Annotated in this window: 11 protein-coding genes and 1 pseudogene; 9 read left to right on the top strand and 3 right to left on the bottom strand. The window is 74.0% G+C overall.

The window, feature by feature from the left end:
* The first annotated feature begins 19 nt into the window (after nt 1-19).
* The 9 genes from ABIA38_RS13510 to ABIA38_RS13470 all read left to right on the top strand — a co-directional run bounded on the left by ABIA38_RS13510 (nt 20) and on the right by ABIA38_RS13470 (nt 22,895).
* Nucleotides 20-238, top strand: a complete 219-nt coding sequence (locus ABIA38_RS13510; protein WP_424638820.1) for a hypothetical protein — start codon at nt 20-22, stop codon at nt 236-238.
* A gap of 258 nt (nt 239-496) precedes the next feature.
* Nucleotides 497-1,342, top strand: coding sequence for an SAM-dependent methyltransferase (locus ABIA38_RS13505; protein WP_424638819.1), 846 nt, complete (start codon nt 497-499; stop codon nt 1,340-1,342).
* A 143-nt stretch (nt 1,343-1,485) separates the two neighbouring features.
* Nucleotides 1,486-1,992: a PH domain-containing protein gene (locus ABIA38_RS13500; RefSeq protein ID WP_424638818.1), complete on the top strand. Its 507-nt coding sequence runs from the start codon at nt 1,486-1,488 to the stop codon at nt 1,990-1,992.
* A 115-nt stretch (nt 1,993-2,107) separates the two neighbouring features.
* Nucleotides 2,108-2,407 carry a hypothetical protein gene (locus ABIA38_RS13495; RefSeq protein WP_424638817.1) on the top strand — a complete coding sequence of 100 codons (300 nt, stop codon included), beginning with the start codon at nt 2,108-2,110 and terminating at the stop codon, nt 2,405-2,407.
* 162 nt (nt 2,408-2,569) lie between these two features.
* Nucleotides 2,570-7,663: an amino acid adenylation domain-containing protein gene (locus tag ABIA38_RS13490; RefSeq protein WP_424638816.1), complete on the top strand. Its 5,094-nt coding sequence runs from the start codon at nt 2,570-2,572 to the stop codon at nt 7,661-7,663.
* A gap of 125 nt (nt 7,664-7,788) precedes the next feature.
* Entirely contained in the window at nt 7,789-13,212 is a 5,424-nt protein-coding gene (locus tag ABIA38_RS13485; protein ID WP_424638815.1) for an SDR family NAD(P)-dependent oxidoreductase, read from the top strand.
* Nucleotides 13,209-14,006, top strand: a complete 798-nt coding sequence (locus ABIA38_RS13480) for an SDR family oxidoreductase (RefSeq protein WP_424638814.1) — start codon at nt 13,209-13,211, stop codon at nt 14,004-14,006. The genes ABIA38_RS13485 and ABIA38_RS13480 overlap by 4 nt, the downstream gene beginning before the upstream one ends.
* A gap of 37 nt (nt 14,007-14,043) precedes the next feature.
* Nucleotides 14,044-17,454: an amino acid adenylation domain-containing protein gene (locus ABIA38_RS13475; RefSeq protein ID WP_424638813.1), complete on the top strand. Its 3,411-nt coding sequence runs from the start codon at nt 14,044-14,046 to the stop codon at nt 17,452-17,454.
* Complete coding sequence (locus ABIA38_RS13470) at nt 17,451-22,895, top strand: non-ribosomal peptide synthetase/MFS transporter (protein WP_424638812.1); 5,445 nt, start codon at nt 17,451-17,453, stop codon at nt 22,893-22,895. The genes ABIA38_RS13475 and ABIA38_RS13470 overlap by 4 nt, the downstream gene beginning before the upstream one ends.
* Here the strand turns inward: ABIA38_RS13470 and ABIA38_RS13465 are convergent.
* The 3 genes and pseudogenes from ABIA38_RS13465 to ABIA38_RS13455 form a co-directional block, all read right to left on the bottom strand.
* Nucleotides 22,861-23,622 carry a thioesterase II family protein gene (locus ABIA38_RS13465; RefSeq protein WP_424638811.1) on the bottom strand — a complete coding sequence of 254 codons (762 nt, stop codon included), beginning with the start codon at nt 23,620-23,622 and terminating at the stop codon, nt 22,861-22,863. The two genes, ABIA38_RS13470 and ABIA38_RS13465, sit on opposite strands and share 35 nt — an antisense overlap.
* A 322-nt stretch (nt 23,623-23,944) precedes the next feature.
* Nucleotides 23,945-24,505, bottom strand: coding sequence for a hypothetical protein (locus tag ABIA38_RS13460; protein WP_424638810.1), 561 nt, complete (start codon nt 24,503-24,505; stop codon nt 23,945-23,947).
* 238 nt (nt 24,506-24,743) lie between these two features.
* Nucleotides 24,744-25,847: pseudogene (locus tag ABIA38_RS13455) on the bottom strand (MFS transporter); the annotation flags it as partial.
* Nucleotides 25,848-26,009 lie beyond the last annotated feature (162 nt).

Here is a 26,009-nt window from a genome sequence, read left to right as displayed (position 1 = left end):
GTGCGCGACCGTGGGAGGCATGAGTGACAAGGCGCACGGCCGCTTCGACCTGGTGGTCGAGGCGTATCGCCCGGGTGAGGCGTACCGGCTGGTGATGCTCGGCGACGGCACCTACCGGCAGTTGCACAGCCGCCGCGAACTGGACGAACTCGCGGCCCGACTCGGCCTGGACGTCGCCGATCGGGACCAGGTGGCGTGGGAGGGCGGCGACGAGTGGCCGGTGGTCGAGCACGAGTGATCCGCCGCGCGGCGGGTGGGCGCGGAACTCGTGGGCCGGGCCGCGCACTTCGCCGGGAAGATCCCGCCGGGACGGGTGACCTGGTCGCCCTCGCGAAGCTGCGGCGCGCGTGGGCCGAACGTGTGGACGCCGCCGAGTGGATGAGTGGGCAAACTTCGCAAATGCCGGTCGATCGGGGCCGATCCGGCTAACGTCGTGTCCGGTACGTCCGGGGAGACGACTCCCGGCGGCCGGGACGAACGAGCGAAGGCGGCGGCGATGAGTCACGAGAGCGCGGCCAAGGCCGCCGAGGCGGCGTGTCGGTACTACGGTACGAGCGACGTCGACGGGTTCTACGCCGCGGTGTGGGGCGGCGAGGACATTCATACCGGCGTCTACACCACCCCGGACGAGCCGGTGGCGGTCGCCTCGCGGCGTACGGTCGAGCTGGCGGCAGAGCGGGTCGCCGAGCGCCTCGGGCCCGGACGTACCGTGCTCGACCTGGGCTCCGGGTACGGCGGACCCACCCGGTATCTGGCCGGCCGGTTCGGCTGCCGGGTCGTCGCGCTCAACATCAGCGAGGCCCAGAACGAGCGGCACCGCGCGACCAACGTCGAGGCCGGCCTGGACGGACTGATCGAGGTGGTCACCGGGTCCTTCCAGGACATCCCCTACCCCGCCGGGCACTTCGACGTCGTGTGGTCGCAGGAGGCGTTCTGTCACAGCGGCGACCGCCGGGAATTGCTGAGCGAGGCGGTGCGGGTCCTGGCCCCCAAGGGCGATCTCGTCTTCACCGACCTGATGGCCGCCGACGCGACCCCGCCGGACGCGCTGGGCACGATGTTGGCCCGCCTGGCGGTCGAGGACTTCGCCACGCCGTCCTTCTATCTGCGCGAGCTGGCCGAACTCGGGCTGACCCACGTGCACTTCGACGACCGCAGCGAGCAGGCCCGCACCCACTACGTGCGGCTGACCGAGGAGACCCGGCGGCGGGCCGACGAACTCCGCGACGTGATCAGCCCGGCCTACCTCGCCGCCCTGCTGAGCAACCTGCCACTGTGGGTGGAGGCATGCCGGCAGGGCCGACTGAGCTGGGGCATCTTCCACGGCCGGCGCACGGCCTGAGCTCGCGCCGGCGCTGGGGACCCCGGCAACGCTCGCCGATCTCGGCAGTGTCGGACCCGTCCTGTTTGCCGGAGGTCGGAAGACTTTTCAGGCACGCGTCAATACCTGCCGACAGGGCCCGATCAGGCCTCTAACCTGGCCTTATGAAGACGCTCGAATTCCGGCCGACCCCGACTCGGGGGGAATGGCTCCTCTGCTGCATACCCGCGCTCGGCGCCGTCGCCGCGCTGGTGGGAGTGACCGCGGGCCCGGGCTGGTCGCACTTCCTGGAGCACTCGGTCTCCAACGGCCACATCAGCCGCGGGTACGGGTTCGCCTGGGTAGGTCTGTTCATGGCCGTGCTGGTGCCGACCGCCGTGCTGCGCACCCGACTGTCCTACACCCGGCTCACCCCCAAGGGCATCGAGGGCAGGGCCCTGATCCGCCACACCTTCATTCCCTGGTCCGACGTCACCGACATCGCGCCCACGAGCGTGGGCCTGACCATCCATGTCCGCCGGGTCCGAGTCGACCGCCGCAACGCCGAGCACATCTACCTGGCGGGCATGCAGGACAACGCCATCCGGGACGGCGTGTTCGAGCCGTCCAAGCAAGTCATCGCGTACTGGAAGAGCATCACCGAGCCGAGCGAGGCCGCCCGCCGGCCGTGACCCGAATCGTGTGCGCACGCGGCGCCTCGGTACTCGACCGAGGCGCCGCGTTTCGTATGCCGACCACGCGCTACCCGGGCCGCGTTGCGCCGACTGCGGCGACCCCGTCGATGAGGTGCCCGAGCAACCGGTCGAAGGTTGCGTCGGCATCGGCGGCGCGGGCGGCGGCGCGGAGTTGGGCGACCTCGTACGGGACGTGGCTCGCCACGAATCCGGTCGCCAGGGAATCGACCCCGGTGCTCCCGATCGTGGCTGTGCCCGTCAGAAAGTCTTGACGGCGCCGGCGCGCCGCGAATTCCGCGAAGGCACGTACCTCGAATTCCGCGGCACTCGCGAAAGCCTTCGCTCGGGCGTGCGTTGTCGTCCGTTGCGCGAAATACGCGCCGGGTTCGAGGAATTGTGGCTCGCCGCCTGAGACGGCAGTCCGTCCCGGTCCGTCCGAAAAGGCGGGCCCTCGCCCGGGCAAAGTGTGGGAAAAGCAAGATCGTTAAGGACTCATCAGCGCCCCTGTGGCTTTCGGTCGGGTGTTCCTAGGGTGACTGGCGGCCCGGTCCGGGTCGCGAGAGGAGCATGGGACGTGCGAGACGAGTCGGGTGCCGGAGCCGGGGAACTGGCCGGGCCCAAGGCCATACGGGACTGTCCGACCGGCTTGCCGGGGCTGATCAGGGACGTCGCGAAACGGCACCCGGATCGCCCGGCCGTGCGTTCCGGGGCGGACGTCCTCAGCTATCGGCAGTTGGACGTGTGGTCGGATGTGGTGGCCCGGACCGTGCGCGAGCGGGCTCCGGAGGGTGTGCCGGTGGTGGTGGCGGTACCGCGCGGCAATGGGCTGCTCGCGGCGCTGCTGGGCGTCCTGAAGGCGGGGTTGCCCTATCTGCCCGTCGATCCGGACGAGCCGTCCGCCCGGCTGGCCGGTGTCCTGGAGACCGCCGGCAGCCGACTGGCGCTCGTCGGCGCGCAGGCCGAGCCCATCCTGGCCGGACACGGGCTGCGGACCGTCGAGGTCGAGGCGTCGCGCGACGCGGCGCACGCCACCGGGTCCGCGACGGATCCGCTGCCGCAAGTGGCCGCGGAGCAGCCCGTATACGTCCTGTTCACCTCCGGCTCCACGGGCGCGCCCAAGGGCGTGGTGCTGCCGAGCATGGCGCTGTGCAACCGGTTGTTGTGGATGCGCGACACCTACGGCATCGGGCCGAAGGACCGGATCCTGCAGAAGACCCCGGTCACCTTCGACGTCTCCGGCTGGGAGTTGTGGCTCCCGCTGATCTCCGGCGCCACCTGCGTCTTCCTCCCGCCGGAGGAGCACCGCGATCCCGCTCTGGTGGCGCGGGCCGTCCGGGAACACCGGATCACCGTGTGCCACTTCGTCCCGTCCATGCTCCGCGAGTTCCTGCGCGGTCCCGGCGCGCGGGACTGCGCGTCGCTGCGCCATGTGTTCAGCAGCGGTGAGGCACTGCCCGTCGCGGTGGCGCGCGACTTCGCCGCGACCCTGCGCGCCCGGCTGCACAACCTGTACGGCCCCACCGAGGCCGCCATCGACGTCACCCACTGGACCTGCCCGCAGGAGGCCGCCGACATCGACCGGATCCTCATCGGGTCGCCCGTCGACAACTGTGTCCTCGGTGTCTTCGGCCCCGACGGCCGGCCGGTCGCCGCCGGGGACGAGGGCGAACTGCGGATCGGCGGACTGCCGTTGGCCCTGGGCTACGTCAACCGGCCGGAGCTGACCCGGCAGGCCTTCGTACCCGCGGACGCCGACGCGTCGGTGCCCGTCTGGTACCGCACCGGAGACCGGGTACGCGTGGTGGACGGTGGTCTGGAGTACCTGGGCCGCATCAACGACCAGGTGAAGATCCGCGGCCGGCGGATCGAACCGCAGGAGGTCGAGCACCACTTGACCGGCCACCCCGAGGTGGCCGCGGCCACCGTGGTGGCGGCCGGGGTCGGCGAGGACGTGGAACTGGTCGCGTGGATCCAGCCGACCGGGGCCGAGGCCGAGTCACCGGCCGGGGACGGCCTGGACCGCCGGCTTCGCGAGCACCTGGCCGGCCGGGTGCCGGCCGCGTATGTGCCGACCCGGTTCCTGATCGTCGCGGAGCTGCCCCTCGGCAGCAGCGGCAAGCGGGACCGCAAGCTGTTGCGGCAGCGCGCGGAGGAGCGGTTGAACGTCCGGCGGTATGCGACACCGGCCGGCCGGACAGACGGCGGGCGGCCTCTGTTGCAGCGCCTGCTGCGCGAACGCACGGGCGGATCGGCCCCGTCGGCCCCGTCGGCCCGGTCGGCCGAGGAGGACGACCCGGACGCCCTGGCATCGATCTGGTACGAGGTGCTGCCGCAGGCCGCGGACGTCGACGACCCGGAGGCGGCCCGCTTCGTGGCGCTCGGCGGGCACAGTCTGCTCGGCGCGCGAGTGGCCGCCGAGATCCACCACCGACTCGGAGTCGCCCTGCCGCCCGGGTACTTCCTACGCAACGACCCCACCCTGGCCGAGCTGCGCGCCGCCGTGGCCACGGCCGAACGTCCCGACGGCCTCCCCGAGATCCCCGCCGGCCCGTCGATCGCCGCGCCCGGGCAGCGCCGCATGTGGCTGCTGTCCCGGATGTTCCCGCAGAGCCCCGCCTACAACGTGGTGGGCGCGCTGCGGATCCACCGCGAGTTGGCGGCGGAAACGTTGTCCGCCGCGGTGGCGGCGGTGGCGCTGCGGCACCCCATGTTCGGGGCCTCGCTGCACGACGACGGACCGGACCTGCGACTCACCGTCGACCCCTCGACCCCGGCCCCCGTCACGGTGGAACACGGCGCCCCCGGCGACATCGACTCCTTCCTGTGCCGTTGCCGCGACACGGTGCTGGATCCGCAGCGGGCGCCCCTGTACCGGGTCGCCGCGCTCGACACCGGCGACGGCACCACCGTCCTGGCGCTGACGCTGCACCATACGATCGCCGACCAGCGCACCCTGGACGTGCTTCTGGCGGAACTGGCCGCCGAGTACGGTCGGCCAAGCGGCGGCGAGGAACTCGGCCGTCCCGAATATCCCCCGGCCGCCGACTACCGCCAATACGCCGCCCTGCAACACCGGCGGCGCGAGGCCGCGGTGAAGCCGGCCATGGCGCACTGGCGCGCCGCCCTCGCCGATGCCCCCGCCGCGGGCGGCCTTCCGTTCGCGCTTGCGCCGGTCGCGGTGCCCACCTTCGCCGGCGACGCCACGGCGGCCACGCTGGACGAGGAGGACGACCGCGCCGTCCGCGAACTGGCCGTCCGCGCCGGCTGCACCCCGGCGATGGTCTTCCTCACCGCCGCCGCCCTGGTCCTGGCCCGCTGGACCGCCGGCGGGGATGTGGTGATCGGCGTCGCGGCCTCCGCCCGCGACCGCGCCGAGTTCCAGCGGACCGTGGGCTTCTTCGTCGACACCGTGCCGGTGCGACTGGACGTCGGCGACCGGCCGAGCCTCGGCGACGCCCTGGAGCGGGTACGCGAGGGCCTCGCGCGCGGCGTCGAACACAGCGCGGTCCCGTTCGACGAGGTGGTCGCCGCGCTGCGCCCGGCTCGCGGTGCGCTCGGCAATGCGTTCTTCCAGACCTGGTTCAACGACCTCAGCGAGGCGTCCGCGCCCGAGAGCTTCGCCGGCGCGCCCGCCGAACCGGTCGAAGTGCCGGTCGGCTGGTCGTTGTTCGACCTCGGCTTCTACCTCCACCGCGATCAGGGCCGGTACCGGCTCCAAGTGGTGCACGCCCGAGACCACTTCGAGCGGGACGTCGCCCGGGCCGCGCTCGACCAGTGGCGCTCCGCGCTGCGGGCCATGACGCGGGACCTCACCCGACCGGTGACCGACTTCGGCGCCGCCGCCCCGGCCGCGCCGCCCCCGGCGCGGGCCGCGGCGGGCATCACGGTCCGCGAGATGGTCGAGGGCATCCTCGCCCGGGCCGCCCGCACCCCCGAGACGCCCGCCCTGGTCGGCCCAGAGGGCACCGTGCACTCGTACGGCCGGCTGCGCGACGCGGTATTGCGCTGCTCGGGCGCGCTGTCGGGCCGGATCGCGCCCGGCGCCCCGATCGCCGTCGTCGCGCATCGCGACGTGACACTCCCGATCGTGCTCCTCGGCGTCTGGCACTCGGGCCGTCCCGTACTTCTCCTGGACGCCGAGACTCCCGAGCGATGGCGTCGCGAGGCCATCGACCGGATCGGCGCGGCGGCCGTCGTGCGGGTCGGCCCCGGCGGCCCGCCCGAGGAGCGCACGGCCGCGGTGCCGGTGCTGGATGCCGCCGAACTGCTCGACGCCGCGCCCGCGGACCCGGCCCCGGCCGTCTTCCCCTGCGCGTTCAGCCACGCCCTGCTCACCTCCGGCACCACCGGGGAGCCCGCCGTCGTCCGGGTCCCCGCCGACGCCCTGGCGACCGCGTTCGCCTGGTACGCCGAGGAGTTCGACCTCGGCCCGGGGGACGTCTGCTGCGCGCTCGCAGGCGCCGGCCACGATCCCGTCCTGCGCGAAATGTTGCTGCCGCTCACCATCGGCGCCTCGGTGCTCGTGCCTTCCGCAGCCGAACGCTTCGACCCGGAACGGCTGTTGGGTGTACTGGCGGAAGGCCGCTGCACCGTGCTCAACGTGACACCCGGTCACGCGCAACTGCTCACGGCCGGCGGCGGCACCCTGCCGCGCGTGCGCAGGATCAGCAGTTACGGCGCCCCGCTGACGGACACCGTCGCCAGGTCGCTGCGGCGACTGGCACCCGGCGCGCGGCTCTACAACGTCTACGGCAGCACGGAGACCTCCCAGGCCGCCGCCGTCCACCGGTGGCGCGAGCCGACGGGCCGGGCGGCCAACCGCGCCACCGTGCCGGTCGGCACCGGCGCCGGACACCGCACCCTGGAGGTCGTCACCTCCGCAGGCATCCCGGCGGGCGTGGGCCAGTTGGGCGAGGTCGTGGTCCGCGGTCACGGGCTCGGCTCGGGAACGGAGTACCGCACCGGCGACCTCGGCCGCCGCACACCCGACGGCGACGTGGAGATCTGCGGACGCACCGACCGACAGGTATCGGTACGCGGACACCGGGTGGAGCCCGCCGCCGTGGAGGCCGTCCTGAACGCGGTGCCGTCCGTCGCACAGTCCGCGGTCGCGCTCCACCCCGAACGCCCCGACGTACTGCTGGCCGTGGTCGTACCCGCCACCCACCTGCCCGCCCGGCCGGCGGCCGAGCGGCGGCTGCGCACCCACCTGCCGTCCTGGGCCGTCCCCGAGGTGGTGGAGGTCGCCGCGATCCCGCTCGACCGCAACGGCAAGCCGGACCTCGGCCGGCTGCCCGCGCCGGACCCGACCCGACCCGAGCACGCATCCGCACCTCCCGCTCCCGCAGGCCGCGCGTCGACGAGCGCGCTCCAGGAGACGATCGCCGCCGCGGTCCGGGAGACCTGCGGCCGCACCCCCGCGCCGGAACAACACTTCTTCGACGCGGGACTCACCTCGCTCGACCTGCTGCGCCTGCACCGACGCCTGCTCCAGGCGGCCGGACCCGATCTCCCCGTGGTCACCCTGTTCCGGTTCCCGACCATCGCCTCCCTGGCCGCCCATCTGGCCGGTCGGTCCGGCGACCCGGTCGGCACCCCGCGTCCCCCCAGGGCACAGGGCGAGCTGTCCACCCGGCGCGCCATCCGCCGCGCCTTCTCCGCGCGCTGACCGCCGCCCTCCCCGTCCGACCGCCGCCCTCCCCGCGCGGCGACATCCCGCCGTGCCCCCCCGCACGCCACGGGACGCCCCGTAGTGCCCCCGCACATCAAGAACAGTAAGGAAGACCGAACGCGATGTCCGTTGTCGAACCCATCGCCGTCATCGGGCTGGCCGCAAGGCTGCCCGAAGCCGGTGACATCGAGCAGTACTGGACCAACCTGCTGGCCGGCCGCGACTGCATCGCCGAGCTGACCGACGAGCAACTGTCGGCCGCCGGCGAGGACCCGCAGGCGGCGGCCGACCCGGCGTACGTACGGGCCTGTCCGCTGCTGCCCGATGTCGACCGGTTCGACGCCCGGTTCTTCGGCATGACCCCGCGCGAGGCCGAACTGCGCGACCCGCAGCACCGGTTGTTCCTCGAGCTGTGCCACACCGTGCTCGGCCACGCCGGTTACGACGCGCCGCGCTACCCCGGTGCGATCGGCGTCTTCGCCGGCGCCACCACCAACCGCTACGCCGAGCAGAACCTGCGCAGCCACCCCGACACGCTGCGGCGCTTCGGTGAACTCGCCGTCGACATCGGCAACAACTCCGACTACCTGGCCACCTTCGTCTCCTACAAGCTCGGGCTGCGCGGCCCCAGCCTGTCCGTGGCCACCGCCTGCTCGACCTCGCTCGTCGGCGTCCACCTGGCCTGCCAGGCGCTGCGCGCGGGCGAGTGCGACATGGCGATCACCGGCGGTGTCGAGGTGGAGATGCCCTACGGACGCGGCTACCGGCACGCCGAGGGCGGCATCTACTCCCCGGACGGCCGCTGCCGCCCGTTCGACGCGCAGGCCGGCGGCACGGTGTTCGGCAACGGCGGCGGCGCCGTGCTGCTGAAGCGCCTGTCCGATGCGCAGGCCGACCACGACCGCATCCTGGCGGTGATCCGCGGCTCGGCGATCAACAACGACGGTGCCGAGAAGGTCGGGTTCTCCGCCCCCAGCGTCAACGGGCAGGCCCGCTGCGTGGCCGAGGCCTACGCGGTCGCCGACGTCGACCCGGCGACCGTCGGCTACGTCGAGGCGCACGGCACCGCCACCGCGCTCGGCGACCCGGTGGAAGTCGCCGCGCTGACCCAGGCGTTCGAGCTGGTCAGCGAAGCCGGACCGACCCCCGGTAGGTGCGGGCTGGGCTCGGTCAAGTCCAACATCGGGCATCTGGGCCCGGCGGCCGGCGTCGCGGGCCTGATCAAGACCGTACTGGCCCTGCACCGCGAGCAGATCCCGCCGTCCATCAACTTCACCACCCCCAACCCGCACCTGCGACTGGCGGAAACCCCGTTCCACATCGTCACCGAGGTGACCCCGTGGCCCCGCGCGGCAGCCCCGCGCCGGGCGGGCGTCAGCTCGTTCGGCATCGGCGGCACCAACGCCCACGTGGTGGTCGAGGAGGCTCCCGTCGCCGACGCGCCGCGTCCCGACGACCGGGCGCAGCTGCTCGTCTGGTCGGCGCGGGACGAGGAGGACGAGCGTGCGCTGCGCGTCCGGCTCGCCGAGCGCTTCTCCACCGACCCCGAACTGCGGGCCGCGGACGTGGCGTTCACCCTGCAGGCCGGCCGCACCGGGCACCGGGCCGCGCGGGCGGCGCTGGTCGGGGCCGACCTCGCCGACGCCGGCCGGCGGCTGGCCCGGGACGCCCCGGCGGGGCTGCGCCGATCCGACGGCATCCTGCGCACGCCGGTGTTCGCCTTCCCCGGACAGGGAGCCCAGCGGCCCGCGATGGGCATGGCGCTTCGGGAGACGGATCCGGTCTTCCGTGCCCACCTGGACCCGCTGCTGGCGGCGTTCTCCGACGAACTCGGCGAGGACCTCGCCGAGGCCGCCCGCTCCGGCGACGCGGCCCGGATCGCCCGTACCGAGCTGGCCCAGCCGCTGCTGTGCGCGACCGAACTCGCGCTGGCCCGCACGCTGCGCGCCTACGGGGCCGTGCCCGAACTGGTAATAGGGCACAGCCTCGGCGAACTGGTGGCCGCGGCCGCGGCGGGTGTCGTCGCGGAGGAGGACGTGGTCCGGGTGGTCGCCGCCCGCGCCCTCGCCGTGCGCGACGCGCCGGCCGGCGCGATGCTCGCGGTGCAGGCGGGACCGGCCGAACTGGCCGGGCAACTGCTGGACGGGGTGTCGGTGACGGCGGTCAACGCCGCCCGGCAGACCGTGCTCGGCGGCGCGCCGGAGCGGATCGCCGAGCAGGCGCGGCAACTGGCGGACGCCGGGCTGCGGGTGCGGATCCTGGCCACCTCGCACGCCTTCCACACCCCGATGATGGCCGAGGCCGCCGAGCGCTTCGCGGAGGTATTGCGCGGCTGCCGTCTGAAGAGCCCGCAGATCCCCGTGGTCTCGGCGGCCACCGGAGCGGTGCTCACCGACAGCCAGGCGTGCGACCCGGAGTTCTGGGCCGGGCAGTTGACCTCGCCGGTGCGGTTCGCCGACGCGGCCGCCGTCGCCCTTGCGCGTCCGGCGACCGTGGTGGAGGTCGGGCCGGGCACCACCATGACGACGCTGCTGCGCGGCGTCGGCGGCGATCATGTCTTCGCCGCGGCGCTGTCCGACCGCGCGGAGTCCGAGCGCGAGGGCCTCCTCGACGCGGTGGGCGCGCTGTGGGTGGCCGGCGGCGACATCGACTGGGCCGCCCTGCACGAGGGCGACGCCCGGCGCGTCGACCTGCCCGCCTACCCCTACCGGCGCAAGCGCTTCTGGATCGACCCGCCCGCCCGCCGCGCCGACGCGCCGGCCGGGCAGGTCTCGGACGCCGCACGGCCGGAGCCTGCGGCCGTGGTCCCGGCACCGGCCGTGCCGGCCGAGCCGGCCACCCCGCCGGCCGCGACCGCAGCAACCGGCGTGGGGTTGTGGACCCCGCACTGGACGCACGACGCCGTGGTCCATCCCGTCGACTACCGCGAACCCGGCGAGCGCGGATCCGCACTGCTCCTGCACACCGCCGACGCCGCCGAGGCCGCCGGGGCCGCCGGGGCCCGCCTCGCCGCGGACGCCCTGCGCGCCGCCGGCTACCGGCCGATCGGCGTGGTGCTCGGCGACCGGCTGCGGATCGACGGCCGCGACCGGTCCGTACGTCCCGGGAACTCCGCCGACCTCGGGCAACTCCTCGCGGCTCTCGAGGACATACCCGCCCGGGTGGTGCAGCTGGTACCCGCAGGCACGGACGTGGCGCACGGATTCGGCACCACCATGGCGCTGTGCCGGGCGCTGGCCTCGGCCGCGACCGAGTTGACCGTACTCACCACGAGTGCCGTGAACGTCACCGGCGGCGAACCGGTCGACGCAGCCGCCGCCATGCTCACCGGCCTGGTCCGCACCATCGGCGACGAAATGCCGCGGCTGACGCCCCGGCTGATCGACCTCGGCGGCACCGTGGCAACACGGGTCCTCGCGGCCGAACTGCTCGGCGCCGCCCACCCGGTGGCCGCGCTGCGCGGCCAGCACCGCTGGTTGCCCGGCTGGACCACGGCCGACCTGACCGGCGCCCGGCCCGAACTCCTGCGCAGCGGCGGCGTCTACGTGATCACCGGCGGACTCGGCGGAATCGGCCTGCAGAGCGCGCTGGCCCTCGCCGAGACCGGCAGCAGGCCCCGCCTGGTCCTGATGGGCCGGCGCGGCGTACCCGAGGGCCCGGCCGGCGACGCCGCCCGCGAGGCGCTGTCCGAACTGGCCGAGCTGGGGGCAACCGCCCTTCCGCTGATCGCCGACGTCACCGACGCGGCCTCGCTGGGCGCCGCCCTCGACGAGGTGCGGCGCCGCTTCGGACCGATCAACGGTGTGCTGCACGCCGCAGGGATCGCGGGCGGCGGGCTGCTGGCCAGGCGCGACGCCGAGCGGGCCGAGGCGGTCCTGGCGCCCAAGGTGACCGGCACCGAGAACCTCGCCCGGCTGCTGGCCGGCGAACCCGAACTCGACTTCGTCCTGCTCTGTTCCAGCCGTGCCGCCGTCACCGGCCTGATCGGCAGCGGCGACTACGCGGCCGCCAACGCCTACCTCGACGCCTGGGCCGGCCGGACCATCGCCGGCGCGCCGGTGATCCCGGTCAACTGGCCCGCCTGGAGCGGTGTGGGCATGGCCGCGGCCTCCACCGGGCTGGCCGAGGTACGCGCCGCAGGCGGGCACGGCGCCGAAACCGGTGCCGAGACCGGTGCCGGCACGGGCACGGGCACGGGCCGCAGCGGCCTGCCCGAAGCCCCCGCCGCCGAACCCTCCGCTGCCGCCGACGCCGAGTGGAGCCGGGTCCTGGACCCCGCGGTCGACTGGCTCGCGGCGGAACACCGCGTCGCGGGACGCCCGGTGGTGCCGGGCACGGGACAGATCGACCTCATCGTCCGGGCCGCGCGCGAATCCGGCCAGGCCGACCCGGGCAGCCCGCTCGAGCTGTCCGACCTGGTCTTCACCGCGCCCCTCGCCGCCGAGCAACCGGTCGAGATCCGCGTGGAGTTCACCGCGGGCACGGTACGGCTGCTGGCTCGGGCCGTCGGTCGGGAGACCGGCTGGGCCGAGTACTCCCGCTGCCGAATCCGCGCGACCACCGCCGAGCCGGCCCCCGACCTCGCCCCGGAACTGCTGGACGACCTCGATCCGGTCGGCGTGGACGCACCCTCCCGTGGCGCGGCCTCCCTGGTGGACATGGGTCCGCGCTGGGGCGACGCGGTGGACGTGGTCGGCTCGCACCGAGGCGACCGGCTGGCCAGGTTCGCCCTCGGCACCCGGTACGCCGGGGACCTGGCCGAGCATCCGGTCCACCCGGCACTGCTCGACCGGGCCACCGGCCTGGTCCAGGGCAGCGACGGCGTCGGCCATCTCCCCTTCCACTACGAGCGTGTGGTCGTCCTGTCCGACCTGCCGGGCGAGATCCTGGTCCGCGCCCACGGCCTGCGCGCGGAGCCGCGCATGCTCGTCGGCGACGTCGACGTGCACGACACGGAGGGCCGGGCGGTACTGCTGGTCCGCGGCTTCCGGATGCGCCGCGCGGAACCCGCCGTCCCCGCACCGCGGCCCGCCGCCGCACCGGCGGACGCGCTGACGCCCGACCAGGGCACCCGACAACTGCTGCGCCTGCTCTCCGGGCACCTCCTCGGCCAGGTCGCCGTCACGCCGCCGGGCAGTTCGCTGCCCGGCGCTGCGGCCCCCGCCGGGCCGGCCACGCCCGTAGCGTCCCCGGTGCCGGTCCGGCCGGCACCGTCCCCGGCAACCGCGCCGTCCCCCACCCTCGCAACCCCCGCGCCCATCCCCTCGACCCCGGTCCCGGCCCCCGCCGGGGACGACGTCGAGGAGGCGCTGCGCGCACTGTGGGCGGAGGCTCTGGGCATCCCGGACCTCGGCCTCGACCAGGATTTCTTCGACCTCGGCGGCGATTCGCTGACCGCCGTCCAGCTGATGACCCGGATCAAGGACCGGCTCGGTGTGGACGTCTCCATCGGCACCCTCTTCCAGCGCCCCACCGTGCGCCTGATGGCACAGGAGGTCGTGGCGACACAGGAAGTCCTGATCACGCGGGAGGTGAAGGGCGCGTGAGCGAGCAGCGGTTCTTCGATCCGTCCCTGATGGCAGGTCGGGTCGCCGTCGTCACGGGCGGCGGCTCCGGCCTGGGGCTCGCGATCTCCGAGGCGCTGCTGCGCCACGGGGCCCGCGTGGCCATCGCCTCCCGTAACGCCGAGCGGTTGCGCGCCGCCGCCGAAGGGCTGACCGAGCGCACCGGGCGACCCTGCCTGGATGTGGTGTGCGACGTGCGCCGCCCCGAACAGGTGCAGGCGCTGCGGGAAACCGTCACCGAGCGGCTGGGTCCCGCCGGCGTGCTGGTCAACAACGCGGCCGGCAACTTCCGCGTCCCGGCCGAGCACATGACGCTGCGCGGCTTCGGCACCGTCGTCGACATCGACCTGATGGGCACCTTCAACACCACGATGGCCTTCCTGCCGGACCTCAGGGCCGCCGGGAACGCCGCGGTGACCTCGATCGTCGTCCCGGAACCCGACCGCGGCTTCCCCGGGTTCGCGCACGCGGGCGCCGCCAAGGCTGCCATCGTCTCGCTGACCCGTTCCTGGGCCCGGGAGTGGGGGCCGTACGGCATCCGCGTCAACGCGGTGGGCCCAGGCCCGGTGCCCACCGAGGGGGTGGCCGCGCACATGCTGGCCGTTCCCGACGGCAATCCCGAACAGGCATTCCCCGAATGGGCGGAGTCCCTCCCGCTCGGCCGCCTGGGCACCCCGCAGGACGTCGCGTCCTGCGTGCTGTTCCTGTCCAGCCCCGCGGCGTCCTGGATCACCGGCGCGCTGCTCCCGGTGGACGGAGGGCTGTCGGTCGCATGAGCGGCAACGAGCATTCCAACCCTTCGAAAGAGGCCTCATGACCACCAGTGCGTACGACCTGTTCCGAGCACAGGTCGAGCGGGTACCCGACGCCACTGCGGTGATCGCCGGCGAACGCCGGACCAGTTATCGCGAACTGGCCGCGCTGGCCGACCGGTTCGCCGCTCGGCTGACCGAGCCGGCCGGCGGTCTGGTGGGCGTCTGCATCGAGCGGGACGAGCGCCTGCCGGCCGCACTGCTCGCGGTGTGGCGGGCCGGCTGCGGCTACGTTCCGCTCGACCCCGCCCTGCCCCTGTCCCGGCTGACCGAGATGGTCCGGCAGGCGGGGGTGCGCGAGGTGCTGACGGCCGGCGCGACGGCCTCGGTGGTCGCCGCGACCGGCGCCACACCGGTGTCAGTTGCCGTGGACGACGCGGCCGACGCGGCTGACCCGGCCGACGAGAGCGGACAGCGGCCCGTCACCACCGGAGCCGGCACCGCCTACGTCCTGTTCACCTCCGGCTCCACGGGCACGCCCAAGGGTGTGGTGATCGAGCACGCCTCGGTCCTCGCGCTGCTGGACTGGGTGGCCCGCACCTACGATCCCGCGCATCTGAAGGCCGGACTGGCGAGCGCGTCCATCTCCTTCGACCAGTCGGTCCTGCAGATCTTCGGACCGCTCGGCACCGGCGGCACGGTGGTCCTGGCGGACGACATCCTGGCCCTGCCCACACTCCCGGCCCGCGACGAGATCACCATGATCGGCGCGACGCCCTCGGCCCTTGCCACCCTGCTGGAGCAGCCGCTGCCCGGCGGCATCCGCCGGGTCAACATCGGGGCCGAGGCGGTGACCCGGCCCCTGGTCGACAAGGTCTACGCGCAACCGGGCGTGGAGACCGTCGTCAACCTCTACGGGCCCACCGAGTGCACGGTGGCGTGCAGCGTCCACGTCCTCGACCGCGACGGCACCGGCAGCCCGCCCATCGGCACACCCATCGCGGGCTGCGAGCTGACTGTCCGCGACGTGGACCAACTGCCGGTCGCCGACGGTGCGTCGGGCGAACTGTGGGTGGCCGGGCCGCTGGTCGGCCGCGGCTACCTCGGCGCGCCGGAACCGACCGCGCAACGGTTCGTCGACGACCCCGCCGCACCGGGCGGCCGCCGCTACCGCACCGGTGACCTGGTCCGCCGGGTGGACGGCGTGCTGCACTACCTGGGCCGCATCGACGACCAGGTCAAGATCCGCGGATTCCGGGTGGAGCCGGGCGAGGTCGAGGCCGCGCTGCTGCGCCACCCGGGGGTACGGCACGCGGTCGTGCTCGCCCGCGAGGACGCCGACGGCACCCGCGTACTGCACGCCTATGTACAGGCCCCCGCCGCGGCCGACGGCCGTCGACTCGCCGACGAGGACGGCCTGTTGCGGCACCTGCGCGAACTGCTGCCGCACTACCTGGTGCCGTCCCGGATCATGGTGCTGGACGAACTGCCCCAGACGGCCGGCCGCAAGGTGGACCGGGCGGCCTTGCCCCCGATGCCGGCCACGCCCGCGGGCACATCGTCGGCCGACCCGGACCAGGCGCCGCGCGCCGGCGTCGAGGAGCGGGTGGCCGCGGTGATCGCGGCGGTCCTGGAACTGCCGCACGTCGGCCGGACCGACCGGTTCGACGCGCTCGGCGGACACTCCCTCGCCGCGGCGAAGGTCGTCGCCCGCGTCCGCAGTCGACTCGGCGTTGCCGTGCGCCTCGGTGACTTCCTCGCCGAACCCACCGTCGCGGGGCTGGCCCGCCGCGTCGCGGGGGCGACCGGCACGCCCGGGCCGACGCCCGCCCCGGATGGCGACCGGCAGCGGGTGCCGCTCACCGACATGCAACGACAGTTGTGGACGGCCCGTCGGGTCAGCGGGTTTCCCGGGGTCACCGCCGAGGCGTTCGCCATCGGCGTCACCGGTCGCGTCGAGACCGCCGCGCTGAGCGCGGCGCTGGACGCCTTCGTCGCCCGGCACGAGGCGCTGCGCACCGTCGTCCGCGCGGCGGCGGACGGAACACACGCCCCGTACGGGGAGGTTCGCCCGCCGACCGCCGTGCCCTTCACCGAGCTCGACGCGCGCACCCTGACCGAGGCGCGGACCCGGGCCCTGATCGAACAGGCCGCCCGGCACTCTTTCGCCGCCGACGAGGACGTACCACTGATCCGCGCCACCCTCGTGCGCACCGCGGACGACGCGGCGCGGCTCGTCGTCGCCGTCGACCACCTCGCCTTCGACGGGTGGTCGGCCGGCCTACTGTCCGCGGAGCTCGCCGCGCATCTGGCGGGCATCGAACCGGCCCAGCCCGTCCTGCAGTTGGGCGATGTGGCCCGCTGGGAGCACGAGGTGCACACGACCGCGGACCGGGCCGCCCGCGCCTTCTGGGCCGGCGAACTGACCGGCGCCCGACCCCCGTACGCCGCCGCCCGACGTGCCCGCAACAAGCCGTCCGGCGGGCGCGGCACCCGGCTGGTCCGCCCGCTCGCCCCCACGACGGTGGCGGCGGTTCGCCGGCTGGGCGCCGCCTCGGGGCTCAGCGAGTTCGCCGTGCACATGGCGGCCCTCGATGTGCTGCTGGCCCACTGGACCGGCAGCCGCGATGTGCTCGTCGGCGTCCCGGTGGCCCGCCGCGACCTGGTCGAGCTGGAGGGGGTGGTCGGCCCGCTGATCGCCGTCCTGCCGGTCCGGGTGCGCTGGGAACCCGAGCAGAGCTTCCGGTCGGTGGCCGCCCTCGCGGCGCTGGCCCGCAACCGTACGCTCCGGCACCCCGACCTGGCCGCCGAGGCCCTGTTCGCCGCCGCCGAGGACGCCGGCGTGGCCCGGCTGCCCGGCGTGCCGCTGACCCCGGTGACCCTGTCCGTGCGCCCCACCGGGGTCCCGGTACGGGCCCGGGCCGGCGCGGCGGAACTGACCGCGCTCGGCGAACTCGACACCGGAGCGGCACCCAACGAGGCCACCTTCCTGGTCAACGAGACCGCCGCCGGCACCGAGATCCACCTGGTCCACGACGTCGAGCGGTTCGACGCCGACGCCGCCGCGGCGCTGCTCGACGGCTTCCTGCGGGTCCTGACCCGGGGCACCGCCGAACCCGACCTGCCGTGCTCGGCGATCACGCTGCCCGAGCCACCGCCCGCCGAACATCCCGTGCCGCCGGCCGCCGAACCCGGGCAGCGGCGCACGGAACCCACCGGTGTCGTGGAGGAGTTCCTCGCGGACGTCTGGGCGGGGTTGCTGGGCGCCGAGCAGGTCACCGCGGCCGACTCGTTCTTCGACCTCGGCGGCTCCTCGCTCACCGCGATCCGGCTGACCCGGGAGATCCAGGACGCGCTCGGGGTGCAACTGCCCGTGCACAGTGTCTTCGAACTGCCCGTGCTGACCGACCTGGCGGCCGACGTCGAGCGCCGCGCACTCGCCCTCCTGGACGCAAAAGGTGGTGCCCGATGACGACATCCGCCGTGCATCCCGCGCCCGCCGACCAGGACCGCCTGCGCGCCCTCCTGGCCGCGCGCGCCGCGACCGCCCGGCGCGGCGTCCCCCGGGACGACGCCGCCGGCGCGCCGCTCGGCCCCGCCCAGGAACGTGTGTGGTTCCAGACGCAGTTGCGGCCCGACAGCCCGGCCTACCTGGTGCCCGTGCTGCTGCGGCTGCGCGGGGCGCTGGACCGCGAGGCGCTGCTCGGCGCGGTGCGCGACCTCGCCGAGCGCCACCATGTACTGCGCGGCGTGGTGGACGCCTCCGGGCCGCGGCCGGTGTTGCGCACCCGCCCGGCCGCCGAGGTCCCCGTGGCGGCCGTCGACCTCACCGACCGCGCCGATCCCGAGGCGGAACTCGACCGGCAGGTGCACGAACGTGTCCGCCGGCCCATCGCGCCGGACCGGGAGTGCCCGCTGCGGGCCGCCTGTTTCACCGTGGGCGAGCGGGACCACGCGCTGCTCCTCGTGGTCCATCACATCGCCACCGACGCGTGGTCCAACGGCCTGCTGATCGCCGACCTGGCCGCGTTGTACGCCGCCCGGCGGGGCCTCGGTCCGGTACCGGAGGCGGCCCCGCAGTACGCGGCCGTGGCCGAGCGGCCGCCCGCGGAACTCGCGGACGCCCGGCTGGACTGGTGGCAGGAGCGGCTGTCCGGCTGCGGCGCGGGGCTGGACCTGCCCGCCGACCGCCCGCGCCGCCCGGTCCCCGCCGACCCGGGCGGCGCGGTACCGCTGGCCTTCAGCGCCGAGGCCCACGCGCGGCTGCGCGCCCTGGCCTCGGCGTCCGGCTGCACGCCCTTCATGGTGTTGCTCGCGGCCTGGCAGGCACTGCTGGCCCGGGTCTCGGGGAGTACGGACATCCCCGTCGGCGTGCCCGACGGCGGGCGCCGCACCCCCGGCAGCGACCGGGCGGTGGGGCTGTTCGTCAACACCGTGGTGATGCGCACCGACCTCTCCGGCGACCCCACCGGGCGCACGCTCCTGGACCGGGTACGCGGCACCGTCCTGGACGCCATCGGCAACGGCGACGTGCCGTTCGAGCGGGTGGTGGACCGGGTGCGCCCGCAGCGCGGGGCGGGCACCGAGCCGCTATTCGACACCATGGCCAACCTCTACCGCCGCCCCGACGTGCGTGCGCTCTTCCCGGGCCTGGACGCGGAGTTCCGCGAGGTCTCGACCGGCTCGGTCAAGGCCGACCTCGCCCTCCAGTTCTTCGAGCAGGAGTGCGACGGCACGCTCGGCGGCATCCTGGAGTACCGGTCCGAGCGTTTCGACCGCGCCGGCGCCGAGCGCGTCGCCGGGTGGTATCTGCGCCTGCTGGACGGGCTGTTGGCCGACCCGGACGCCGCCGTGGGCGCCCTCGCACTCACCGAGCCCGGCGCCGGCGTCGTGCACGGCCCGGTCCGCGTGTATGCGCTGGACCGTCCGGTGCACGCCCTGGTCGAGGACTGGGCGGCCCGCACGCCGGACGCCGTGGCGGTGGTCGCCCCCGACGGCTCGCTGACCTACGCGGAGCTGGACCGCCGGGCAAACCGGGTGGCGCACCGGCTGCTTGCCAGCGGAGCGCGGTCCCACGCGCCGGTCGCCGTCCTCGCCGAGCCCGGCCTGGACCTGGCGGTCGCCATCCTCGGCGTGCTCAAGGCGGGGACGGCCTTCGTACCACTGGAGCCGTCCTACCCGGATCAGCGGCTGGCGGCCACCCTGGCCGCGTCCGGCAGCGAGGACCTGCTCGTCCAGGCCGGCCTCGCCGAACGTGTGGCCGCCCAACGGGTCACCGTGATCGGCGAGACCGCGGCCGATGCGGCGCTGCCCGCGACGAGTCCGCGTGCAGGGGCGGTTCCGGGCGATCTCGCGTACGTGATCTTCACGTCGGGCTCCACCGGCACGCCCAAGGGGGTGGCCGTCGAGCACCGCAGCCTGGTGCACTACGCGTACGGCGGCCTGGAACGCGTCGACGGCCACGGCCGCGCCTTCGCCCTGTTGTCCACCGCAGCCGCCGACCTCGGCTACCTGTCCGTCTTCGGTGCCCTGATCAGCGGCGGCACCGTGCATCTGGTCGACCGCGAGACCGCGACCGACCCGGGGCGGCTGGCCGCGTACTTCACCGCGCACCCGGTGGACGTGGTCAAGATGGTGCCCAGCCACCTGGAACTCCTCGCCGCGCACGGTGACTTGGCGGCCGTACTGCCGCGCCGCACCCTGGTGCTTGCGGGCGAGCCCTGCCCGTGGGAGCTGGCCGACCGAATCCGCGCCGCCCGCCCCGACCTGGTCCTGCACAACCACTACGGCCCGACCGAGACCACCGTCTCGGTGCTCGGCTGCGACCTCGGACAGGTGGACCCGCGCGGGCCCGGCGGCGGCCCGATCGCCCCGCTCGGCACCCCCTTCCCCAATGCCGTGTGCTACGTCGTGGACCCGGCGGGGCGGCCGGTCCCGCCCACCGTCCCCGGCGAACTGCTCGTCGCCGGCCCCGGCGTCTCGCGCGGCTACCTCGGCAACCCGCAGGCCACGGAACGGGCCTTCGGGCCCGACCCGGTGGACGGCACCCGCCGCTGCTACCGCACCGGCGACCGGGTCCGGGTGCGCGCCGACGGCCTGATCGAGTTCCTCGGCCGACTGGACGACCAGGTCAAGGTGCGTGGCTACCGGGTCGAGCCCGGCGAGGTGGCCGCCGCCTGCCGCGCGTTGCCGGGGGTACGTGAGGCCGTGGTCCTCGCCGTCGGCACGGGCAGCCGGCGCCGGCTCGCGGCCTGGCTCGTCCCCGCCGGAGACGGACCGCTGGACGTCGACGCCGTCCGCACCGCGCTGCGCGCCGACCTGCCGGGCCACATGGTGCCCAGCGCGCTGATCGGCATCCCCCGCATCCCGCTGACCCCGAACGGGAAAGTGGACCGCGCCGCGCTGCCCCGGCCGTCGGCCCAGGCACCGGCCGAGCGGGTCACCCCGCGTACGGACACCGAACGCCGCATCGCCGCCGTCTGGCAGGAGGTACTGGAGCTCCCCGACGCCGAGTCGGACGTCGACGCGGACTTCTTCGCCCTCGGCGGGGACTCCTTCCGCGCCCTGCGTGCCGCCCGGGCCATCGACCCGGACCTGCGGATCATCGACCTGTTCACCCACCCCACGGTGCGCGAACTGGCGCTCTTCCTGGACGGGCCCGCCGCGCGCGACACCCGTCTGCTGCAACGACTGGCCGGGCCGGCGCGGGGGACCACGATCGGTCTCACCGTGGTGTGTGTCCCGTACGCGGGCGGCTCCGCCGCCTCCTACGGGCCGCTCGCCGCCGAGCTGACGGCGCGTCACCCCGACGCGGAGGTGCTCGCCCTGGAACCGCCGGGGCACGACCCGGCGCGTCCGGACGAGGCGATGCCGAGCCTCGCCGAACTGATCGACGGCTGCCTGGCCGAACTCGCCGAACACGACGGCCCGGTGCTGGTGTACGGGCACTGTGTGGGCACGGCCACCGCGGTCGGCCTGGCGCTGGCCCTCGAGGCGCGCGGCACGGAACTGGCGGGCGTCGTCCTGGGCGCGTCCTTCCCCACAGCCCGGCTCCCCGGACGCCTCTCCGCCCTGGTGGACCGCCTGCTCCCCAGCGATCGGTGGACCTCCGACCGGGCCTACCGCGAGGTGCTCTCGGCCCTCGGCGGCCAGTTGGCGGAGGAAACCGAGGAGGCGGTGATCCGCGGCGTGCGGCACGACGTGCGCCAGGCCGTCGACTGGTTCAGCACCCGGCTGGGCGCCCCCGGGGCGGCGCGGTTGCGCACCCCCGTGTTGTGCGTCATCGGTGACCGCGACCGCACCACGGAACTGTCCGAGGAGCGGTACGCCGAGTGGTACACCTTCGCCGATCGGGTCGACCTGGTCCAAATCCCGGGCGCCGGCCACTACTTCGTCAAGCACCAGGCGGGCGAACTGGCGGAGCTGGTCTCCGGCCGGATCACCGCCCACGCGGCCGAGCACCCGGCGCCCGGTGGCAAACCGCCCGCCGCCCCGGCCCGGCCCGCCCGGCCCGCCGGTCAGGACCTGCGCGATCTCAGGAGGTTCGCGCTGCTTGCGCTGAGCCAGACGATCCTGCTGACCGGTGCGAGCCTGACCGCCTTCGCCCTCGGCGTCTGGGTCTACCAGCGCACCCACAACGTCGGCTACTACTCGATGATCACCATGCTGGCCCTGCTGCCCGCCGTGTTCGCCGCGCCCCTGGGCGGCGCGGTGGCCGACCGGTACGAGCGGCGCAAGGTGCTGCTGGGCTGCACCGCCTGCTACGGCACGGCCCTGGCCGCGCTCACCGCGGTCGCGGCCGGCGGTGCGCTCCGGGTGTGGCAGATCGCCGTGTTCGCCGCGCTGACCTCGCTCACCACGGCATTCCAGCGTCCCGCCTACCTCGCGGCCGTCGCCCAACTCGTGCCGAAGCCCTACCTGGCCCAGGCCAACGGCGTGGCCCAACTCGGCACCGCGCTGAGCACGCTGATCTCCCCCGTCCTCGGCGGAGCCCTGGTCACCCTGGCCGGGCTCACCGGCGTGATCGCCCTGGACCTCGCCGGACTCGTGGGCGGCGCGGCGGTGCTGCTGGCCGTGCGCTTCCCGGACCGTCTCTTCCGCAGGCGACGGGAGACCTTCGCCTCCGCCGTCACCGGCGGCTGGCGCTTCATCGTGCGTCGCAGGCCCATGGTGGCGATGGTGGTCTTCTTCGTGGTGGTCAACTACCTCACCGCGACCACCACGGTGCTCACCGCCCCATTGGTGCTGTCGATCAGCACCCCGGCCGTCCTCGGCCTGGTGACCGCCGCCGGCGGCCTGGGCGCGGTGGTCGGCGGACTCGCCATGGCCTTCTGGGGCGGCACCCGCCGCCGCGCCGACGGCATGATCGCCACCACCATCGCCATGGGCCTGGCCACCGTGCTGATCGGCCTGCGGCCGGCACCGGTGCTGATGGGCGTCGGCCTGTTCCTGTGGTGGGCGCTGAACGCCGTGCTGAACGCGCACTGGCTGGCGATCATCCAGGCGAAGGTCGGCCTGGAACTCCAGGGCCGGGTGGTGGCGACCAACCAGATGCTGGCAACTGCCATGATGCCGCTCGGCTTTCTGCTGACGCCGATGCTCAACGACCACGTGTTCGGCCCACTGGTCGGCGGAAGCGACTTCCTCCGGACCGTGTTGGGCGAGGGGCCGAACCGCGGCATGGGCCTGCTGCTGATCGTGGGCGGGCTGCTGCTGTCCGGCTGGGGCATCCTGGGCCTGCGCCACCGCCCGCTGCGGCGCATCGAGGACCGACTGCCCGACATTCCCACCGGCAGTGTCGTCTCCGACGACCTCGACGTCCTGCAGGGCGAGGCGGACGCCCTGCAGGACAAGGTGGAGGCGGCGGAGTCAGTCCTGCTCAGCCCAGCAGCCGGGGGCGCAGCACGGCGCTGACGGTGTCCACGACGGGAGCCCACCCGTCACGAATGAAGAGGTGGGCTCCCGCCTCGACGCGCAGGTCGAACCCTGCGGCAGTGCGGTCCGCCCAGGACGCCATGTGCTCCGCCGGCACCGCCCGGTCCCGGTCCCCGGCGAAGCCGGTGATCGCCGCGCCCAGCCGCCACGGGGCTCCGGGCCGGGGACGGTGGGAGCGGTACAGCGCGAAGTCCGCGGCCAACAGGAGCGTCAACCGGCGCACCCACGCCTGGTCTTCGCGGATCTGCGCGGGCAGGCCGCCGAAGTAGCGGTCGATGTGCTCCGCCAGCCGCTCCGGCGGCGCGTCGGTCGGTACGGTGCCGGTGCCGGGCGCGTGCGCGGCGCCGACGAAGAGGTGGACCGGGCCCTGCCCGGTGGTTCGCTCGAGCCGGGTGGCCAGTTCGTACGCCACCGTGGCGCCCATGCTGTGGCCGAAGAACGCGTAGGGCACGTCGGGAAGTTCGGCCCAGGCGTCGGCGAGCCGGTCGAGCAACTCGGCCATCTCGCCGATCGGCTGCTCACGCCTGCGGTCCTCGCGGCCCGGATACTGGACCGCCAGGAGTTCGACGCCGTCGGGCAACCGGGAGCCCCACCCGCGAAACAACGACGCCGCGCCGCCCGCGTAGGGGAAGCAGACCAGCCGCAGGGCGGGATGGTTTCCGCCGGAGTACCGGCGGAACCACGACTCGGCTGCGGAGAGGGACATGTAAGCGCCTTTCGGAAAACCGTGACCCGGATCGGATCGGGGTGACGGTCCGGAGGCTAACAACGAGGAGAACCGCTTCTTCCGGCCTGCTCGGAACCTTGACGCAAGGCTTATCGACCCGGAACGCTCGCACGCGCACCACGACGCATTTCGGCCCCCGGGCCCGATACACGTCGGAGGAGCAACGGACATCGGCCGCGCGGGCCCGCCCCGCATCTCCCGGATCGCCAGCGCCGGCGCCGGCGTCCGTACCCGGTCCGCGAAGCGGGCGCGCTTGTCGTCCTCGGTCCTGAGCGAGGACCTTCGGTGTCGAGCGTCGTGGTCAGCCGATGCCGACGGCGGCCAGGGCGGTGGTCCAGTCGGTGGCGATGGCCTTTTGGGCGGGGGCCAGTTGGATGGTGCCGTCGCATACCGCTCGGTAGAGCTTGAACTCGACGGTGTCCTTGTCGGCGGCCGTCTTCCCGCCGACCGCGTAGCGCGGTTCGGGCCACAGGTTCAGCGGGCTCCTGGGGTTGCCACCCAGGCTGAGGTTGATCAGGTGGTCTTCCTCGTAGTCCGCAGTGTCGGTGTCGTCGTAGCCGTACTCGGCGATCTGCTTCACCTTCAGGGCGTTGGTGTAGCTGGTGGGCGGCCGGATCGACGAGCTGTATCCGGGCACGCAGATCGTGTCCTGGATGGTGTCCTGGGTGACGTCGCTGTTCAGCGCGCCGGGCTGGCAGCCGGGGTCGGGCAGCGGCAGGTACGCCTGCGAGCAAGTCAGCGCGATATTCGTGCTCTTCACGGTCTTCGTGGCCTGCGCGGAGGTCCCGGTGGTCAAGACGAATCCGGCGGAGACGAGGGCCAGGGCGGAGGTGGTGGCGGTGACGCGGCGAACTGTACGCATGAGAATCTCCCACGAGTAGGCATCCGGATATCCGGACGGCTTCTCGCATAACACCACCACTCACCCCGAGTCCGGAACACCCGCGCAGTGAACACTTGATGACCGGGCCGCCGCGCTTCGCCGTCGCACCGGCAACGGTCGGCCCACCGGGTGGGCGAGCCGACCGGGCAGCGGCCGAACCGGTCAGCATGATCAGTCCCATGCTCAGCGTCACGAGCGGTCCGGAGCCGAGGAAGATCAGCGCGAACCCGGTCGCGAGGGTGGTCGGCCCGGACGTCGTGTCGACCTGCGTGAGCACGAGCAGGCCACACACCGAGATCGCCAACCCGACGCCGATCACATACGCCGGCCGAAAGCGGCGGGCCAGGATCGGCGACACCGCGAACGACAACGCGTTCGCCAAGACGGCGGGCAACATCCACAGGCCGGCCCGGAACGGCGAGAGATCCTCGACCAGTTCCAGGTCCTGGGTGATGAACAGCATGATCGCGCCGATCAGCAGCGTGCCGGACACCATGCCGCCGAGAGCCGTGCCGAAGGACCGGTTGGCGAACAACCGCAGATCCAGGAGCGGGTGTTCCAGGCGCCGCTGCCGGCGCCCGAAGAGCACGGCGAAGGCGAGCCCGATCACCACCCCGGCGACCGGCAGCGGCTGCCAACCGTTCCTGGTCAGTTCCTTGAGCCCATAGATGGCCGGCAGTACGGCGGCGAGGGACAACACCACGCTGATCGGGTCCAGCTTCCCGGCCTGCGGATCACGGTACTCGGGCAGCAGGCGCGGGCCGACCACGAGCAGCAGCAACATCGCCGGCACCCCGAGCAGGAAGACCGAACCCCACCAGAACCGCGACAACATCGCGCCGCCGACCAGCGGGCCGATCACGGCGCCGGCCGAGAAGCACAGCGCCCAGATCCCGATCGCCTGCCCCATCTGCTTGGGGTCCGGGAACAGGGTACGGATCAGCGACACGGTCGACGGCGCCAGAATCGCGCCGGCCACACCGAGCACGGCGCGGGCGGCGATCAGCATCGCCGGGCTGGTCGAGTACGCGGCGACCACGGAGGTGGCGCCGAACACCGCGGCCCCGATCAGCAACAACTTCCGCCGGCCGATCCGATCGCCGAGCCTGCCCATCGTGATCAGGAATCCGGCGAGGGTGAACCCGTAGATGTCGGTGATCCACAGTTGCTCGATGTTGCTCGCGCCCAGGTCCGCCGTCAGGTGGGGAAGGGCCAGGAGCAGGACGTACACATCGATGGAGACCAGCAGCGTCGGGAGCGAGAGCACCCCGAGCGCGATCCACTCCCGCCGCCCGGCCCTCACCGGGGTCGCGTCGTTCATCGTCGGTCCTTCCACGTTCACCGGGCGCTGCACGCACCGGTCGAGCCGGTTGTCACCCCCAGGTCGAAACAGCCGACCGATTCTTGACGTGCGACGCGGCCCGGGCGCGGATCAGGGTGCGGACGACCCGGCAGGGGCGGGCCGGTGGAGACGACGAGGACC

It is taken from the genome of Embleya sp. AB8, from assembly GCF_049739465.1.
Taxonomy (GTDB): domain Bacteria; phylum Actinomycetota; class Actinomycetes; order Streptomycetales; family Streptomycetaceae; genus Embleya.
The sequence above is the reverse complement of the archived record's forward strand: the minus strand, read 5'-3'. Positions and strand labels throughout refer to the sequence as shown.